The sequence below is a fragment of the Jatrophihabitans sp. sgz311053 genome (assembly GCF_056135305.1).
In genome coordinates, this window is the sequence record NZ_JBWAXP010000003.1 from 562,554 (window position 1) to 578,869 (window position 16,316).

At 71.8% G+C, this 16,316-nt stretch carries 19 protein-coding genes, 1 tRNA gene and 1 riboswitch; all 20 genes read left to right on the forward strand.

Annotated features, from left to right (window positions below):
* Positions 1–100 precede the first annotated feature (100 nt).
* The 20 genes from AC0NZQ_RS20655 to AC0NZQ_RS20750 all read left to right on the forward strand — a co-directional run bounded on the left by AC0NZQ_RS20655 (position 101) and on the right by AC0NZQ_RS20750 (position 16,270).
* Positions 101–940, forward strand: coding sequence for a ParA family protein (locus AC0NZQ_RS20655; protein WP_474532050.1), 840 nt, complete (start codon positions 101–103; stop codon positions 938–940).
* Positions 937–1,821 (forward strand): segregation and condensation protein A, encoded by an 885-nt coding sequence (locus AC0NZQ_RS20660; RefSeq protein WP_474531962.1) that lies wholly within the window; start codon positions 937–939, stop codon positions 1,819–1,821. Before AC0NZQ_RS20655 ends, AC0NZQ_RS20660 begins: the two co-directional genes overlap by 4 nt.
* Positions 1,818–2,573: an SMC-Scp complex subunit ScpB gene (gene scpB, locus AC0NZQ_RS20665; protein WP_474531963.1), complete on the forward strand. Its 756-nt coding sequence runs from the start codon at positions 1,818–1,820 to the stop codon at positions 2,571–2,573. The genes AC0NZQ_RS20660 and scpB overlap by 4 nt, the downstream gene beginning before the upstream one ends.
* Positions 2,566–3,339 (forward strand): pseudouridine synthase, encoded by a 774-nt coding sequence (locus AC0NZQ_RS20670; protein WP_474531964.1) that lies wholly within the window; start codon positions 2,566–2,568, stop codon positions 3,337–3,339. The genes scpB and AC0NZQ_RS20670 overlap by 8 nt, the downstream gene beginning before the upstream one ends.
* Positions 3,340–3,349: 10 nt before the next feature.
* A complete protein-coding gene (gene cmk, locus AC0NZQ_RS20675) occupies positions 3,350–4,018 on the forward strand; it encodes a (d)CMP kinase (protein ID WP_474531965.1) in 669 nt (222 codons plus the stop codon).
* Positions 4,015–5,361, forward strand: coding sequence for a ribosome biogenesis GTPase Der (gene der / locus AC0NZQ_RS20680; protein WP_474531966.1), 1,347 nt, complete (start codon positions 4,015–4,017; stop codon positions 5,359–5,361). Before cmk ends, der begins: the two co-directional genes overlap by 4 nt.
* A 37-nt stretch (positions 5,362–5,398) precedes the next feature.
* Positions 5,399–5,472 (forward strand) — tRNA-Pro (locus AC0NZQ_RS20685).
* 71 nt (positions 5,473–5,543) lie between these two features.
* Positions 5,544–6,143 (forward strand): cardiolipin synthase ClsA, encoded by a 600-nt coding sequence (clsA, locus tag AC0NZQ_RS20690; RefSeq protein WP_474531967.1) that lies wholly within the window; start codon positions 5,544–5,546, stop codon positions 6,141–6,143.
* Positions 6,140–7,111: a DUF881 domain-containing protein gene (locus AC0NZQ_RS20695; protein ID WP_474531968.1), complete on the forward strand. Its 972-nt coding sequence runs from the start codon at positions 6,140–6,142 to the stop codon at positions 7,109–7,111. Before clsA ends, AC0NZQ_RS20695 begins: the two co-directional genes overlap by 4 nt.
* Positions 7,108–7,440, forward strand: coding sequence for a small basic family protein (locus tag AC0NZQ_RS20700; RefSeq protein WP_474531969.1), 333 nt, complete (start codon positions 7,108–7,110; stop codon positions 7,438–7,440). Before AC0NZQ_RS20695 ends, AC0NZQ_RS20700 begins: the two co-directional genes overlap by 4 nt.
* Positions 7,441–7,451: 11 nt before the next feature.
* Positions 7,452–8,213 carry a DUF881 domain-containing protein gene (locus AC0NZQ_RS20705; protein ID WP_474531970.1) on the forward strand — a complete coding sequence of 254 codons (762 nt, stop codon included), beginning with the start codon at positions 7,452–7,454 and terminating at the stop codon, positions 8,211–8,213.
* Between the two features lie 100 nt (positions 8,214–8,313).
* The gene (gene gcvH / locus AC0NZQ_RS20710) at positions 8,314–8,700 is read left to right on the forward strand and encodes a glycine cleavage system protein GcvH (protein ID WP_474531971.1); all 387 of its coding nucleotides are present in this window, start codon (positions 8,314–8,316) and stop codon (positions 8,698–8,700) included.
* A gap of 166 nt (positions 8,701–8,866) precedes the next feature.
* The gene (gene odhI / locus AC0NZQ_RS20715; RefSeq protein ID WP_474531972.1) at positions 8,867–9,388 is read left to right on the forward strand and encodes an oxoglutarate dehydrogenase inhibitor Odhl; all 522 of its coding nucleotides are present in this window, start codon (positions 8,867–8,869) and stop codon (positions 9,386–9,388) included.
* Positions 9,385–10,170, forward strand: coding sequence for a transcriptional regulator FtsR (gene ftsR / locus AC0NZQ_RS20720; RefSeq protein ID WP_474531973.1), 786 nt, complete (start codon positions 9,385–9,387; stop codon positions 10,168–10,170). The genes odhI and ftsR overlap by 4 nt, the downstream gene beginning before the upstream one ends.
* A 102-nt stretch (positions 10,171–10,272) precedes the next feature.
* Positions 10,273–10,749 carry a bifunctional nuclease family protein gene (locus AC0NZQ_RS20725; RefSeq protein WP_474531974.1) on the forward strand — a complete coding sequence of 159 codons (477 nt, stop codon included), beginning with the start codon at positions 10,273–10,275 and terminating at the stop codon, positions 10,747–10,749.
* Positions 10,750–10,910: 161 nt separating this feature from the next.
* Positions 10,911–11,477 carry a MerR family transcriptional regulator gene (locus AC0NZQ_RS20730; RefSeq protein WP_474531975.1) on the forward strand — a complete coding sequence of 189 codons (567 nt, stop codon included), beginning with the start codon at positions 10,911–10,913 and terminating at the stop codon, positions 11,475–11,477.
* Positions 11,478–11,607: 130 nt separating this feature from the next.
* A riboswitch (glycine riboswitch) is annotated at positions 11,608–11,703 on the forward strand.
* A 101-nt stretch (positions 11,704–11,804) separates the two neighbouring features.
* Entirely contained in the window at positions 11,805–14,672 is a 2,868-nt protein-coding gene (gene gcvP, locus AC0NZQ_RS20735) for an aminomethyl-transferring glycine dehydrogenase (RefSeq protein ID WP_474531976.1), read from the forward strand.
* Positions 14,673–14,707: 35 nt separating this feature from the next.
* Positions 14,708–15,118 (forward strand): Fur family transcriptional regulator, encoded by a 411-nt coding sequence (locus AC0NZQ_RS20740; RefSeq protein ID WP_474531977.1) that lies wholly within the window; start codon positions 14,708–14,710, stop codon positions 15,116–15,118.
* 7 nt (positions 15,119–15,125) lie between these two features.
* Positions 15,126–15,464: a metallopeptidase family protein gene (locus tag AC0NZQ_RS20745; protein ID WP_474531978.1), complete on the forward strand. Its 339-nt coding sequence runs from the start codon at positions 15,126–15,128 to the stop codon at positions 15,462–15,464.
* A gap of 260 nt (positions 15,465–15,724) precedes the next feature.
* Entirely contained in the window at positions 15,725–16,270 is a 546-nt protein-coding gene (locus AC0NZQ_RS20750; protein WP_474531979.1) for a hypothetical protein, read from the forward strand.
* Positions 16,271–16,316 lie beyond the last annotated feature (46 nt).

Below are 16,316 nucleotides of genomic sequence, written 5' to 3' on the forward strand. Positions count from 1 at the left end.
CGCCGGCCGGGTGGACAGGGACGCACCGAGGGGGCAGCGGGCAGTGAGCGACACGACGCCCGGCGGTCCCGAGGGTGACGCGCTCTTCGCCGTCGAGCGGGTGAAGGCCGTCGATCCCGCCGTTGCCCGGGTCAAGCGCGAGGTCCCGGAGCCGGCGCCCCTGGAGCGGCACGGCCCCGCCCGCGTCATCTCGCTGTGCAACCAGAAGGGTGGCGTCGGCAAGACGACGTCGGCCATCAACCTGGGAGCCGCCCTCGCCGAGGTCGGCCGCCGGGTGCTGCTGGTCGACTTCGATCCGCAGGGTGCCCTCTCCGTCGGGCTCGGCGTGCAGCCGCACCAGCTGGACGTCACCAGCTACAACCTGCTGATGCAGCGCGAGGTCGGCGTCGACGACGTCATCCGCAAGACCTCGGTACCCGGCGTGGACCTGCTCCCCAGCAACATCGACCTCTCCGCCGCGGAGATCCAGCTCGTCACCGAGGTGGGTCGCGAGCAGACGCTGGCCCGATCGCTGGCGCCGGTGCTGCCGCACTACGACTTCGTCCTCATCGACTGCCAGCCCTCGCTCGGACTGCTCACCGTCAACGCCCTCACCGCGTCGCACGGGGTGATCATCCCGCTGGAGTGCGAGTTCTTCAGCCTCCGCGGCGTGGCGCTGCTGATCGACACCATCGACAAGGTCCAGGACCGGCTCAACCCGCAGCTGCAGCTCGACGGCATCCTCGCGACGATGTACGACGGCCGGACGCTGCACGGCCGCGAGGTGTTCCAGCGGGTGCTCGACGCCTTCGGCGACAAGGTCTACGACACCGTGATCACCCGCACGGTCCGCTTCCCCGAGACGACGGTGGCCGGTGAGCCGATCACTTCCTGGGCCTCCTCGTCCACGGGGGCCAAGCAGTACCGCGCGCTGGCCCGCGAGGTCATCGCCCGCTCATGAGCTCGGACACCACGCTGCCGATGGACGCCGACGGCGACACCGCCGTCGCCCTGGCCGAGCTGACGCCGACGGAGACCGGCGCGAGCGAGACGCCGGACGACGGCGCCTTCCGCGTCCGGCTGGACAACTTCGAGGGTCCGTTCGACCTGCTGCTGAACCTCATCAGCAAGCGGCAGCTGGACGTCACCGAGGTCGCGCTGTCCCAGGTGACCGACGAGTTCATCAGCTACCTGGCGGGGATGGACACCTGGGACCTCGGCAAGGCCACCGAGTTCCTGGTGGTGGCGGCCACGCTGCTGGACCTCAAGGCGGCGCGGCTGCTGCCGGCGGCCGAGGTCGAGGACGAAGAGGACCTCGCGCTGCTCGAGGCGCGTGACCTGCTCTTCGCCCGGCTGCTGCAGTACCGCGCCTACAAGCTGGCCGCGGCCCACCTGCACGAGCTCGAGCAGCGGCAGGCCAAGCGGCACGGCCGGGCCGTCGAGCTGGAGGAGCGCTTCGCGAACCTGCTGCCCGAAGTGGACATCGGCGTCAGCCCGGAGCGTTTCGCCATCATCGCCGCCGGCGCGCTCGCGCCGAAACCGGTGCCGGTCGTCGGCACCGACCACGTCCACAACGTGCAGGTCAGCGTGGCCGAGCACATGCAGCTCATGCGGGAGCGGCTGCGCCGGCAGGGTTCGGCCACGTTCCGCGCGCTCGTCGCCGACTGCGAGATGACCCTGGAGGTCGTCGCGCGGTTCCTCGGTCTGCTGGAGCTCTACCGGGAAGGCTCGGTGAGCTTCGACCAGGTGGAGGCGCTGACGGAGCTGCGGGTGCGCTGGACCGGCAGCGCCGATGCCACCGACGATCCCGTGGCCACCGCCGCGGACGAGGAGTACCAGTGACCGACGCACAGACCGACGCACAGACCGACGTGAGCACGCATCCCGACCCGCCGCCCGTCACCGACCCGCTGGACGCCATCGCTCCGGCGGCCGAGGCCGAGGTGGTGGCCGCGGACATCGACGTACCTGTCGAGGGCGAGGACGAGTCCCGGCTGCCGGGCGTGCTGGCGGCGCGGCTCGCCGACCCCGAGCAGCTGCGCTCGGCGGTCGAGGCGGTGCTCTTCGTCAGCGAGTCGCCGGTGACGGTCACCGCCCTGGCGGCGAGTCTCGAGCAGACGACCGATGCCGTCCGCGCCGCTGTCGACGAGATCCGCCGGTCCTACGACGAGCGCAACGCCGGCATGGAGGTCCGCGAGATCGCCGGCGGGGTGCGGCTCTTCACCCGCGCCGAGCACGCCGACGTCGTCGAGCACTTCCTGCGCGACGGCCAGCGCTCCCGGCTGTCGCAGGCCGCGCTGGAGACGTTGGCAGTGATCGCCTACAAGCAGCCGGTCACCCGGGCCCGGGTGTCGGCGATCCGCGGCGTCAACGTCGACGGTGTCGTCCGCACGCTGCTGGCCCGCGGCCTGGTCGTGGAGGTGGGCAGCGACCCGGAGACCGGCGGTGGCCTCTTCTGCACCACCGAGCTCTTCCTGGAGAAGATGGGCCTCACCAGCGTCGAGGAGCTGCCCTCGCTGGCCCCACTGCTGCCCGACCTCGCCGCGCTGGACTCCCTCGACGGGGTGGACGGCGCGCTCGGCGACGATGCCTGAGCCCGGCAGCGAGGCGGCCGAGGGGATCCGGTTGCAGAAGGTGCTCGCCGGTGCCGGGATCGGGTCCCGCCGGAAGGCCGAGGAGCTCATCGCCGACGGCCGCGTCACCGTCGACGGCGAGGTCGCGCAGCTCGGGGCGCGGGTCGACCCGCAGACCGCGGTGATCCACGTCGACGGCGACCGGGTGATCGTGCGCAGCGACCTGGTGCATCTCGTCCTCAACAAGCCGCGGGGCGTGGTGAGCACGATGAGCGACGAGCGCGGACGTCCCAGCCTCGGCGACCTGCTGCGCGAGCACCCCGAGATCGAGGCCGACGGGCTCTTCCACGTCGGGCGGCTGGACGCCGACACCGAGGGCCTGCTGCTGCTGACCAACGACGGCGATCTGGCCCACCGGCTCATGCACCCGTCCTTCGGCGTGCTGAAGACCTACCTGGCCACCGTCGCGGCGCCGTTCCCCAGGGCCGCGTCCCGGTCGCTGCTGGCCGGTGTGGTGCTCGACGACGGCCCGGCGCGGGCCGACGAGTTCCGCGTCATCCAGGACCACGGCGGCCACGCGATCGTCGAGATCGTGCTGCACGAGGGGCGCAAGCACATCGTCCGGCGCATGCTCGCCCACGTCGGGCATCCGGTACAGCGCCTGGTCCGGACCGCCATCGGTCCGGTACGACTGGGCACGCAGCGCCCCGGCACGCTGCGTGAGCTGACCCGTGACGAGCTCGTCGGGCTGCACCGGCTCGCCGAGGGCAGCCAGCCCGATCCGTAGACTTTCCGGCGTGAGCACGGACGAGCAGGACTTCACCGCAGTCGTCGCGCTGGACGGTCCCTCCGGCACCGGCAAGTCGACCGTCGCCCGCCGGCTGGCGTCCCGGTTGCACGCCCGCTACCTCGACACCGGTGCCATGTACCGCGCCGCGACGGTGGCGGTGCTGCGGGCCGGCGTCGGGCTGGACGACGGCGTCGGCATCACCGAGGTGGTGGAGAAGGCGGCCATCGACATCTCCACCGACCCCGAGCGCGCGTCGGTGACCCTGGACGGCGAGCCGGTGGACGAGGCCATCCGCTCGGGCGAGACGACGGCAGCGGTCTCGGCAGTCTCCGCGGTGCCCGCGGTCCGCGCCCAGCTGGTGGCCGCGCAGCGCGAGCTCATCGGCGACGGCGGCATCGTGGTCGAGGGGCGCGACATCGGCTCGGTCGTCTGGCCGACCGCGAAGCCGAAGGTCTTCCTCACCGCCAGCCCCGAGGCGCGCGCCCGGCGCCGGGCCGGGGAGCTCAACGCCGATGTGCAGGCCATCGCCGCCGATATCGCCCGCCGCGACGGGCTGGACTCCTCCCGCGCCGCGAGCCCACTCGCGCAGGCCGCGGACGCCGTCGAACTGGACACCACCGAGCTCGACATCGACCAGGTGGTGCAGCGGCTGTACGAGATGACCGTGGGGTCGTGACCTCGCCCGGGTCCGGCAGCGACACCGAGCCGACCACCCCGGTGGTGGCGGTCGTCGGGCGCCCCAACGTCGGCAAGTCCACCCTGGTGAACCGCATCCTGGGCCGCCGCGAGGCCGTGGTGCAGGACGTCCCCGGTGTCACCCGCGACCGCATCGCCTACGACGCGCTGTGGAACGGCCGGAGCTTCACGCTCGTCGACACCGGCGGCTGGGAGCCCGACGCGCAGGGCCTGCAGGCGATGGTCTCGGCGCAGGCCGAACGTGCCGTGGCGACGGCCGACGTCGTGATGTTCGTCGTCGACGGTCGTACCGGCGCCACGGAGACCGACCTCACCGTCGCCAAGACGCTGCGCCGCGGCAAGCGACCGGTCGTCCTCGTCGCGACCAAGATCGACGACGAGCGCTTCGAACCGGACACCGCTGAGCTGTGGTCGCTGGGGTTGGGGGAGCCGCACCCGGTGAGCGGTCTGCACGGCCGCGGCAGCGGCGACCTGCTCGACGTCCTGCTCGAGGCCCTGCCCGAGGCGCCCCGCGAGCGCGAGGAGGTCGGCGGACCGCGCCGCGTGGCCCTCGTCGGCCGGCCGAACGTCGGCAAGTCCAGCCTGCTGAACCGGCTCACCGGCGAGGACCGCTCGGTCGTCGACTCGGTCGCCGGCACGACGGTCGACCCGGTCGACAGCCTGGTCGAGCTGGGCGGCGAGACCTGGCGCTTCGTCGACACCGCGGGACTGCGCCGACGGGTGCACCAGGCCTCAGGCATGGAGTACTACGCCTCGCTGCGGACGGCCGCCGCCATCGAGGCGGCCGAGGTGGCGGTCGTCCTGCTGGATGCGGGGGAGCGGCTGACCGAGCAGGATCAGCGGGTCGTGGCCGAGGTGGTCGAGGCCGGCCGCGCGCTCGTGCTCGCCTTCAACAAGTGGGATCTCGTCGACGAGGACCGGCGGTTCCAGCTCGAGCGGGAGATCGAGCGGGACCTGGCCCGGCTGACCTGGGCGCCGCGGGTGAACGTCTCGGCGCGCACCGGGCGGGCGGTCGACCGGCTCGCCGACGCACTGCGCACCTCGCTGGAGTCGTGGGACCGCCGCATCCCCACCGGCCGGCTCAACAGCTGGCTCACCGACGTCGTCGCGCAGACCCCGCCGCCGGCGCGCGGCGGTCGCGCCCCGCGGGTCCTGTTCGCCACCCAGGCCGACACCCGGCCGCCGCGCTTCGTCCTCTTCACCACCGGCTTCCTCGAGGCCGGCTACCGGCGCTTCCTGGAGCGTCGGCTGCGCGAGGACTTCGACTTCACCGGGACGCCGATCGAGATCTCGGTCAGGGTCCGGGAGAAGAAGCCGCGCTGAAACCGCTCACGAGGCGACCGGTATGGTGAACACGTCGCGGGACGTGGCGCAGCTTGGTAGCGCACTTGACTGGGGGTCAAGGGGTCGCAGGTTCAAATCCTGTCGTCCCGACAAGATCGATGTTTCGGCAGGACCGCACCGTCGGCAGCACGGCGGGTGAAGGCAGCAGGTCGGGAGGTCGGGTGACGGCCGAAGCTCTCCCCGCCGGGACCACGGACCGGATCTGGACCATCCCCAACCTGCTGTCGGTGCTGCGGCTGCTCGGCGTGCCGCTCTTCCTCTGGCTGCTGTTGGGGCCGGAGGCCGACCTGTGGGCGCTGCTCGTCCTCGCGGTCTCGGGCTTCACCGACTGGCTCGACGGAGTGCTGGCCCGCAGGCTGGGCCAGATGAGCCGCGTCGGGGCACTGCTGGACCCCGCCGCCGACCGGCTCTACATCCTCGCCTCGCTGGCGGGTCTGGTGCTGCGCGACATCGTGCCGCTCTGGCTGGCCGTCGTCATCGTCGGTCGGGATCTCGTCCTCGGTCTGGCGCTGCCGCTGCTGCGTCGCGCCGGCTACGCGCCGCCGGAGGTCCACTACCTGGGCAAGGCCGCGACGTTCTGCCTGCTGTACGCCTTTCCGCTGCTGCTGCTCGGGACCTATCACGGGCTGCTGGCCGACATCGCGCGGGCGGCGGCGTGGGCCTTCACGATCTGGGGCACGGCGCTCTACCTCTGGGCCGGCGCGGTCTACCTGCGGCAGGTGACCGGGCTGATACGCAATCCGGTACGGGCGTCGGCGTGAGCACCGACCGCGAGGCCGACGGTGCGCCGCCCGCCTCACGTCCCGAGCCACCGCGACCGCCGGGGTTCGTCTCCGCGCAGCTGCTGATCGACCTGGCGACGAACACCCTGGACCCCGGTTACGCCGCCGCGGCGCGCCGACGCGAGCAGCGCGGCTCCGAGGGGCGCGCAGAATCCCGGCGACGCATCGTCGATCCGCCGCTGGCCGCGGCAGGGGCGCTGCTCATCGGCTTCCTGCTGGTGGTGGCCTACATCCACACCAACCGCGGCGCGCCCGAGGCCCAGCAGGTGCACGACCGTCTCGCCGACCGCGTCCGGGATGCCCGCGACACCGCCAACGGCCTGGCCGCCGAGCTCGATCGCGGCGAGAAGGAGCTCGACCGGCTGCAGGCCTCGGCGCTGCCGTCCTCGGGCGCCCTGGCGCGCTCGCTGGCGCGGGCGCAGCTGGCGGCGGGCCAGGTTGCCGCCCGCGGCCCCGGTCTGGTCGTCACCCTCGGCGAGCCGCCGGCACCCTCGCCGACGGCGCAGAACGGGCGCGGCGGTTCGGTCCCGATCGCGGCCACGCATATCCTCACCGACCGTGACGTGCGCGCAGTGGTCAACCAGCTCTGGTCCGACGGCGCCGAGGCGATCGCGGTGAACGGCGTCCGGCTCACCCCGACCAGCGCCATCCGCTTCGCCGGCGAGGCCGTGCTCGTGGACTTCCAGCCGCTGACCTCGCCCTACACGATCACGGCCATCGGCAACGGCGACCAGCTCGCCGTGGACTTCGCGCAGAGCACGGTGGCCAGCAAGTACCAGACGCTGCGCGGAGCCTCCGGCATCCGCTTCTCCTTCGAGAACAAGGGCGAGGTGACCGTGCCGGCCAGCGCCGCCTTCACGCTGCGCTACGCCTCGCCGGCGCCGTCGACCGCCGCGAAGTCCCGGCCGAGCGCCACCGCCTCGCCGAGCTCGGGACCCAGCCGATGATCGCCGCCGTCGCGCTGGTCGTCGGCATCGTCCTCGGCCTCATCTTCCGGCCCACGGTGCCGACCTGGCTCGAGCCGTACCTGCCCATCGCGGTGGTCGCGGCGCTCGACGCCGTCTTCGGTGGCGTGCGGGCCCGGCTGGACGGCATCTTCGACGCCAAGGTCTTCGTGGTGTCGTTCATCTCCAACGTCCTCGTCGCCGCGCTGATCGTCTTCCTGGGCGACAAGCTCGGCGTCGGTGCGCAGCTGTCCACCGCGGTCGTCGTCGTCCTGGGCATCCGGATCTTCGGCAACGCCGCGGCGATCCGTCGCCTGGTGTTCCGGGCCTGAGGTCTTTGCGCATGGGTGAGCAGAAAGACGACGCCGAGGAGCAGGCCGAGGTCGACCCGGTCCGCCCCGCGCCGCGCACCTGGCTCTCCGGCAGGCACGCCTCTGCCGCGGTGATCGGGGTGCTGACCCTGCTGCTGGGCTTCGCCATCGCCGTCCAGGTGCAGGCCAACTCCTCCGCGGACAGTCTCAGCGGCCTGCGCGAGGACGATCTGATCGGCATCCTGGACAACCAGAACGCGCGCTCCACCCGGCTACGACAGCAGATCGGCGAACTGCAGGACACCCTGCGCCGCCTGAAGGACAGCGACGACCGCTCCGCCGTGGCACGGCAGCAGGCGCAGCAGGAGGCGCGCTCGCTCGGGGTGCTGCTGGGGACGCTGCCGGCCACCGGCCCCGGTGTGGTCGTTGCGGTCACCGACCCCCGCGGCAGCCTCTCCGGCGAGGACCTGCTCGACGTGGTCCAGGAACTGCGAGGCGCCGGTGCCGAGGCCATCCAGTTCGGCGACGCGACGACGTCCTTGCGGGTCAGCACCACGACCTACTTCGGCGGTAGCGCCGGAGCCGTCAGTGTCGACGGCACGACGCTCACCCCGCCCTACCGGGTGCAGGCCATCGGCGACCCCACCACTCTCGACACCGCGCTGAACATCCCCGGCGGCATCGCGGCGGCGGTGCGTGCCGCCGGTGGCGAGTTGACGGTCGACGAGCGGAGCAAGGTCACCATCCGCGTCACCCGGGCACTGCCCCGCCCCGACTACGCCAAGCCACGGTGAGGCGCGCCCGGACGGGGCGTGGTCGTGCGCGGTGGGTAGGGTCTGCGCAGCAGCACAGGACAGCACGACGACGGCATCACAACATTCGGAGGTAGCCGCCATGTCCGAGGTTCCGGACGACCTGAAGTACACCGCGGAGCACGAGTGGGTGCGCTCGTCGGACGGGTCGACCACGGTGCGTGTCGGGGTCACCGACTACGCGCAGGAAGCGCTCGGCGACGTCGTCTACGTCTCGCTCCCCGAGGTGGGTGCCACGGTGGAGCAGGGGTCGGCCGTCGGCGAGATCGAGTCGACCAAGAGCGTCTCGGACATCTACGCGCCGATCAGCGGCACCGTCACCGCGCGCAACGAGGCGCTGGACGACGACCCCGAGTTGATCAACTCCGGGCCCTACGGCGACGGCTGGCTCTTCGAGCTCGAGGTCACCGACGACGGCCAGCTGGAGGACCTGCTCGACGCGGCCGCCTACGGCACCCTCGCCGGCTGATCGAAGTCTCATCCTTCGATTGACCCTCGCCGCGAGCCCGTCCTAGGCTCGTGCGACGCTGGCCACGGGCCGGCACCGCTTCACCAGTGCAAGTCCCGAGCAAGTCCCGATGCACCTGCAACGGCGTTCCCTGCGATCGTCCGTCACCGACACGAAGGGTTGACGCGTGTTCTGTACCGCCTGCGGCACCGAGAACCAGGCCGGCAGCCATTTCTGCAGCAACTGCGGCGCTGCGCTCCCGGTCGCGGCCTCGGGCGGGGCCGACGTCACCTCGACGATCAACCCCACCACCGGGTCGCTGCCCGACACCGACTCCGAGTTCAGCGTCGAGCCCCACCAGGGCGCCGTCGACGCGCTCACGCCCGGCTCCGCCCTGCTCGTGGTCAAGCGCGGCCCTAACGCCGGCAGCCGATTCCTGCTCGACCAGGACGTGACATCGGCGGGTCGCCACCCGGACAGCGACATCTTCCTGGACGATGTCACGGTGAGTCGCCGTCACGCAGAGTTCCGCCGCGAGGGCAGCGGCTACACCGTCCACGACGTCGGTTCGCTCAACGGCAGCTACGTCAACCGTGAGCGCATCGACGCCGCACCGCTCTCCGGCGGTGACGAGGTGCAGATCGGCAAGTTCCGTCTCGTCTACCTCACCGCCGCCGTCCGCACCGGTGCCGGGGCGAGCAACGCGTGACCCCCCTCGGCGCAGCCTCCGGCGATACGTCCGTCAGCCGGGCGACACTCACCATCGGCGACGTCCTGGCCAGCCTCAAGGTCGAGTTCCCCGACCTCACCATCAGCAAGATCCGCTTCCTCGAGGGTGAGGGGCTGGTCCACCCGCAGCGGACGCCGTCGGGCTACCGCAAGTTCGCCGCCGGTGACGTGCAGCGGCTGCGCTACGTCCTGTCCCAGCAGCGGGACCACTACCTGCCGCTGCGCGTCATCAAGGACCAGCTGGACGCGATCGACCGTGGCCTGGTCCCGCCGGGGACGACCACCAGTTCTGCCGACGGCGCCGCCACCCCGCGGCCGTCGCACGTCGCCATCGCCGCCATCGAGGACAACGCCCCGACTGCCGAGCACTTCCGCCCGGCCCCGGCCGCCATGCGTATGTCGCGCGACGAGCTGCAGAACGCTGCGGGCCTGCGCTCCGAGCAGCTGCGCGAGCTCGAGCAGTTCGGGCTGATCAAGGCGCTGCCGGGCGGTCACTACGACGACGACGCCCTCGCCGTGGCCAAGATCGTCGCCGATCTGGCCCACTTCGGCCTCGAGGGACGCCACCTGCGCGCCTTCCGTACCGCCGCCGAACGTGAGGTCGGGCTCTTCGCCCAGGTCGTCGGCCCGATGGGCAAGCAGCGTGGCGGCGAGGCACGTGCCCGGGCCGAGGAGACCGTCCGCGAATTGGCTGCGCTCTCGGTCCGGTTGCACGCGGCGCTGGTGCAGATCGGCTTGCGCGAGGTCGTCGGCGGTCCCTGACCGTCCACCGGGAGCAGCCCCGCGGTGGTCCCGGGCGTGTAGCGTCGAAACGAGCATCACGCAGGTCGCGAGCGGTGAGCAGCCGAGACAGGAGGTCGAATCGTGCATCCGATGCGCGTGGTCGGGGTCCGGGTCGAGCTGCCCGCGAACCAGCCGGTGGTCCTGCTTCGCGAGGAGGACGGCGTGCGCTACCTGCCGATCTGGATCGGCGCCGTCGAGGCTTCGGCGATCGCGTTCCAGCAGCAGGGCGTGCAGACGGTCCGGCCGCTCACCCACGACCTGCTGCGTGACGTCATCTCCGCCCTTGGCGTGCAGCTGGAGGCGGTCCACATCACCGAGATGCGCGACGACATCTACTACGCCGAGCTGCGGTTCAGTGGTGGAGTGACCGTCAGCGCCCGCCCCTCCGACGCGATCGCGCTCGCGCTGCGCTCCGACGTCGCGATCCTCGGCTCCGACGCGGTGCTCGACGCCGCCGGGATCGAGATCCCGGACGAGCAGGAGGACGAGGTGGAGAAGTTCCGCGAATTCCTCGACACCATCACTCCCGAGGACTTCGCCTCGGGCGGGGGATCGTGAGCTCGACCTCCAGTTGAGGGTTAGGCAACGCGGCGCGTCGCATTGACCACAGCTGCCCCCCACGCTTACCGTCGCAGCAGGCGAATCACCGCAGTGGAATTCCGGCGGTGGCACTCCACAGTGGTCACGGTAGGCGGATTCCCGCCGGATGAGGATGCGCAATGGACGAGATGCCGGTGCAGGAAGCACTGTTCGCGGCCGTCGACGACCCCTCGTCCGAGGGTGCGGTGAGCGTCGGTTACCGCGGCCCCACCGCCTGCGCCGCCGCCGGCATCACCTACCGGCAGCTGGACTACTGGGCGCGCACCTCACTGGTGGTACCCACTGTCCGAGGCGCCTCCGGATCAGGCAGTCAGCGGCTCTACTCCTTCAAGGACATCCTCGTCCTGAAGGTCGTCAAGCGGCTCCTCGACGCCGGCGTCTCGCTGCAGAACATCCGCGTCGCCGTGGAGACACTGCGTCAGCGCGGGGTCGACGACCTGGCGCGGGTGACGCTGCTGTCGGACGGCACCACCGTCTACGAGTGCACCTCGTCGGAAGAGGTCGTCGACCTGCTGCAGGGCGGCCAGGGCGTCTTCGGCATCGCCGTCAGCGGTGCGCTGCGTGAGCTGCGTGGCTCGCTGGAGCACCTGCCCAGCGAGCGGGCCGGCGCCGAGGACGAGGTCGTCACCACCACCGCCGCCGACGAGCTGTCGCAGCGCCGGCAGCGGCGCTCTGCCACGGCTTAGGGCCACTGCTGCGGGTTGGCATCACCGTGCGGTGCCTCCGGTCGTGCCTGCCTGCTCGGAATCGCTGTCGGGGAGTCGCGGGCTGACCTGCCGGACGGCGGGTTCGCTGGTAACGTCGTAGCCGGCTGATCGAACCCACGCGGGAGAGCCGGCGTCATCGCAGACGACCGGCGCCGAAGGGGCAACATCCCCGGAACCTCTCAGGCACCAGGACCGCGCGGCGCAGGCCACTCTGAAGGGCACGGCCGCGGTGCAGGGCCGAGCGCGACAGACGGGGGCGCGTTCCGGTCACCCGACCGCGCGTCCGGCCCGGCCCTGCGGAGTCTGATGAGCCAGCCCCGTCCGTCGCTGTCCGATCTCGAACACGCCGACGCCTTCGCCGATCGACACATCGGCACCAGCCGTGACACGAGTCGGCAGCACATGCTCGAGACGCTCGGCTACACGACGCTCGACGATCTGCTCGCCGACGCGGTGCCGGCCTCGATCCGGGAGAAGCTGGCGCTGGCGCTGCCGGCGGCGGTCTCCGAGGCCGAGGCTGCCGCGGAGCTGCGGGAGCTGGCCTCGCGCAACCGGGTGCTGACGTCCATGATCGGGCTCGGTTACCACGGCACGCTCACGCCGCCGGTGATCCGGCGAAACGTCCTGGAGAACCCGGCCTGGTACACGGCGTACACGCCGTACCAGCCCGAGATCAGCCAGGGCCGGCTCGAGGCGCTGATCAACTTCCAGACCATGGTCGAGGACCTCACCGGACTGCCGGTCTGCGGCGCCTCCGTCCTGGACGAGGGCACCTCGGCCGCCGAGGCGATGGCGCTGGCGCATCGCGCCGCCAAGAACGGCGACACCTTCGTCGTGGATGCCGACGTGCTGCCGCAGACGCTGGACGTCGTCCGGACCCGCGCCGTCCCGCTCGGGCTGACGGTCGTCACGCATGACTTCGACCAGCCGCTGCCGGCCGACCTCGACGGCGTCTTCGGCGTCATGGTCCAGTACCCGGGCGCGTCCGGCCGGGTCCGTGAACTGGCGCCGCTCGTCGCCGCCGCCCACGAGCGCGGGGCGCAGGCGATCGTCGCTGCCGACCTGCTGGCCCTGACCCTGCTCGCCTCGCCGGGCGAAGCCGGTGCGGACATCGCCGTCGGCACGACGCAGCGCTTCGGCGTGCCGCTGGGCTTCGGCGGCCCGCACGCGGGGTACCTGGCCGTGCGGTCCGGGCTCGAGCGACAGCTGCCCGGACGTCTGGTCGGAGTCTCGGTCGACGCCGACGGCGCGCCGGCGTACCGGCTGGCGCTGCAGACCCGCGAGCAGCACATCCGTCGTGAGAAGGCCACCTCCAACATCTGCACCGCGCAGGTGCTGTTGGCCGTCATGGCGTCGATGTACGCCGTCTACCACGGTCCGGAGGGGCTGCGGTCCATCGCGCGGCGTGTCCACCGGTTCGCGCAGATCCTCGCGGCGGGGCTGGCCGAGGGGGGCGTCGCCGTCGCCGACGTCCCGCGCTTCGACACCGTCACCGCCTCCGTCCCCGGTCGGGCCGACGCGATCGTCGCCGCGGCGGTCGAGGCCGGGATCAACCTGCGTCTCGTCGACGCCGACACCGTGGGTGTCGCGTGCGACGAACTGACCACCCGTGCCGACGTCGAGGCGGTCTGGACGGCCTTCGGGGTGAGCGCGGACGTCGCAGCCCTCGACGAGACCGTCGACAGCGTCGAGAACCGGACTTCGGAGTTCCTGACGCACCCGGTCTTCACCTCGCACCACTCCGAGACCTCGATGCTGCGGTACCTGCGGCGGCTCTCCGACCGGGACTACGCGCTGGACCGCGGCATGATCCCGCTCGGCTCCTGCACGATGAAGCTCAACGCCACCACCGAGATGGAGCCGGTCACCAACCCCGGCTTCGCCAACGTCCACCCGTTCGCGCCGGAGGGGCAGTTCGACGGGTACGCGCAACTCATCGACGACCTGCAGCGCTGGCTCTGCGAGATCACCGGCTACGACGCGGTGTCGCTGCAGCCCAACGCCGGCGCCCAGGGCGAGTTCGCCGGGCTGCTCGCGATCCACCAGTACCACCAGGCGCGCGGCGACCACGAACGCAACGTCTGCCTCATCCCGGCGTCGGCGCACGGTACCAACGCGGCGTCGGCGGTGATGGCCGGCCTGAAGGTGGTCGTCGTCAAGACCGGCGGCGAGCAGGGGGAGGTGGATCTCGGCGACCTCCGCGCCAAGATCGGGCAGCACGCCGACAGGCTGGCCGCGATCATGGTCACCTACCCCTCCACCCACGGTGTCTTCGAGGAGCACATCGGCGAGATCTGCGCGCTGGTGCACGACGCCGGCGGCCAGGTCTACGTCGACGGCGCCAACCTCAACGCCATGGTCGGCCTGGCGCGCCCCGGCAAGTTCGGCGCCGACGTCTCGCACCTGAATCTGCACAAGACGTTCTGCATCCCGCACGGCGGTGGCGGTCCCGGTGTCGGGCCGGTGGCGGTGCGCGCACACCTCGCCTCGTACCTGCCCAACCACCCGCTGCAGGCCAGCGCCGGTCCGGTCGACGGCTGCGGTGCCATCTCGGCCGCGCCGTGGGGTTCGGCGGCGATCCTGCCCATCACCTGGGCTTACATCCGGATGATGGGTGGCGCCGGGTTGACCGCAGCGACGGGGGCGGCGATCCTCGCCGCCAACTACGTGGCGAAGCAGCTCGCCGGGCATTTCCCGGTGCTCTACACCGGCACCCACGGCCTGGTGGCGCACGAGTGCATCCTCGACCTGCGCGGCATCACCAAGGCGACGGGCGTGACCGTCGACGACGTCGCCAAGCGGCTGATCGACTACGGCTTCCACGCCCCGACGATGTCGTTCCCGGTGGCGGGGACGCTCATGGTCGAGCCGACGGAGTCCGAGGACCAGCAGGAGCTCGATCGCTTCGTCGCCGCCATGATCGCCATCAAGGGCGAGATCGACAGGGTCGCGGCGGGGGAGTGGCCGGTCGAGGACAACCCGCTGCGCAACGCGCCGCACACCGCCGAGTGCGTCACCGGCGAGTGGAGTTCGCCGTATCCGCGCGAGCTCGCCGCCTTCCCGCCGGGTGTGGACAAGCGGTCCAAGTACTGGCCGCCGGTCCGTCGCATCGACGGCGCCTTCGGCGACCGAAACCTGGTCTGCGCCTGCCCCCCGGTCAGCGAGTTCGCTTAGGCACTGTTCGTAATCATTACCGCTAAGGTGGGGTGATGGCGGCGACGAGGCAGCGGGCGACCCGGCAGGGCGGAGCGGTACGCGAGGCGCTGCAGCGCGCCGGGGGTTTCCGCAGCGCGCAGGACGTCTATGCCGTGCTTCGTGGTGACGGTGAGACGGTCGGCTTGTCGACCGTCTACCGGCACCTGCAGTCGCTGGTGGACGACGGTGTCGTGGACGTCATCCACACGCCCGAGGGGGAGGCCACCTACCGCTACTGCGGCGACCCCGGCGACGGCCACCACCATCACCTCGTCTGCCGGCGCTGCGGACGGACGGTGGAGATCGAGGGTCGGGCGGTCGAGCGCTGGGCCGGCGACGTCGCCCGTGAACACGGCTACATCGACGTCGACCACACCGTCGAGCTCTTCGGCCTCTGCCCGCAGTGCGCGAAGGCGTCGACCTGAGGCGCTCGTGATCGAGATCGACCGCGCGCGCTTCGAGGAGATGGTCGGCGAGGCGCTCGACACGCTTCCGGCCGAATTCGCGCGCCTGCTGCGCAATGTCGTGGTGCAGGTCGAGGACGGTGACGATCCGGGTCTCTTCGGACTCTACGAGGGGGTCCCGCTCACCGAGCGGATGTCGGACTACGCCGGCCTGATGCCCGATCAGATCACCATCTTCCGGCTCGCCACTCTCGCTGCCTGCGACACCGAGGAGGAGGTGGTCGCCGAGGTCCGCACCACCGTGGTCCACGAGGTGGGCCACCACGTCGGCATCGACGACGACCGGCTGCACGAGCTCGGGTACTGACGGTCGGCGGCAGAGCGTGCCCGCATGCCCGCCGGCCCCGGGGTGGAACTCCTGCCGCGCCGCTTGTGCTGCCACCGACCGGCCCCCGCCCCGGAATGGGTGGGGTCAGGGATAGCACCGAACGCCGACATGTGGCCGGGCTCGATCCACAGCTCGGCGTGTCGTCCACAGCGGGCATCAGCGCGCGGCGAGGTCGGCCGGACCTCCTTCAGGGTGGGGACTGCCCGGCCGCAGGGAGCGGCCGATCACACTGCTTGGAGATGCCCATGTCCCGTTCGCCGCGTCGTGCTGTCGCTGCCCTCCTCGCCCTCGCCTCGGTGGGCACCGCTGCCGCCGCCACCGGCTCACCCGTGATGGCCGGCGCCGCGCTCGTTCCCGCCGCCGGTGCATCGGCTCTCCCCACCGGAACCACGGTGGGCGGGGCTCGGGTCGGCTACCTTCCCGACGGCCTCGGCGCCCCGAGCGACTTCGCCTACGAGTTCGACGACGTCGCCTTCGTCTCCCGCGACTGGGAGTCTCGCAGCCGCACCGGGTGGCGGGTGGACCTGAGTGTCGACGTGTTGCGCGGATCCCCGCTGGCCGACCCCGAGACGACGCACGACTGGGTGATCGCCTACCAGGAGCGACCCCCGGCCGAAGCCCTCTACCGGCGGGTGCGCGTGAACGGCCACCCCGGCTGGCGCAGCGCGGACGAGGTGTTCTGGTTCGTGCGCCGCGGCGTGGCCGTGACCGTTCGGCTGGACACCACCCGCTGGTCGCAGCAGACCCTCACCCGGATCGCCGACGGCGTGCGTGTCCCGAGGTGAGCGCGGGCGGGCCGCCCGCCGAGGGAGCGACGAGAGCTCTCGGGGA

Coding starts and splice junctions, on each gene's coding strand:
- AC0NZQ_RS20660 (WP_474531962.1), top strand. CDS start 937: ATGAGCTCGGACACCACGCTGCCGATGGACGCCGACGGCGACACCGCC.
- AC0NZQ_RS20670 (WP_474531964.1), top strand. CDS start 2,566: ATGCCTGAGCCCGGCAGCGAGGCGGCCGAGGGGATCCGGTTGCAGAAG.
- AC0NZQ_RS20700 (WP_474531969.1), top strand. CDS start 7,108: ATGATCGCCGCCGTCGCGCTGGTCGTCGGCATCGTCCTCGGCCTCATC.
- AC0NZQ_RS20705 (WP_474531970.1), top strand. CDS start 7,452: ATGGGTGAGCAGAAAGACGACGCCGAGGAGCAGGCCGAGGTCGACCCG.
- gcvH (WP_474531971.1), top strand. CDS start 8,314: ATGTCCGAGGTTCCGGACGACCTGAAGTACACCGCGGAGCACGAGTGG.
- AC0NZQ_RS20730 (WP_474531975.1), top strand. CDS start 10,911: ATGGACGAGATGCCGGTGCAGGAAGCACTGTTCGCGGCCGTCGACGAC.
- gcvP (WP_474531976.1), top strand. CDS start 11,805: ATGAGCCAGCCCCGTCCGTCGCTGTCCGATCTCGAACACGCCGACGCC.
- AC0NZQ_RS20740 (WP_474531977.1), top strand. CDS start 14,708: ATGGCGGCGACGAGGCAGCGGGCGACCCGGCAGGGCGGAGCGGTACGC.
- AC0NZQ_RS20750 (WP_474531979.1), top strand. CDS start 15,725: ATGCCCATGTCCCGTTCGCCGCGTCGTGCTGTCGCTGCCCTCCTCGCC.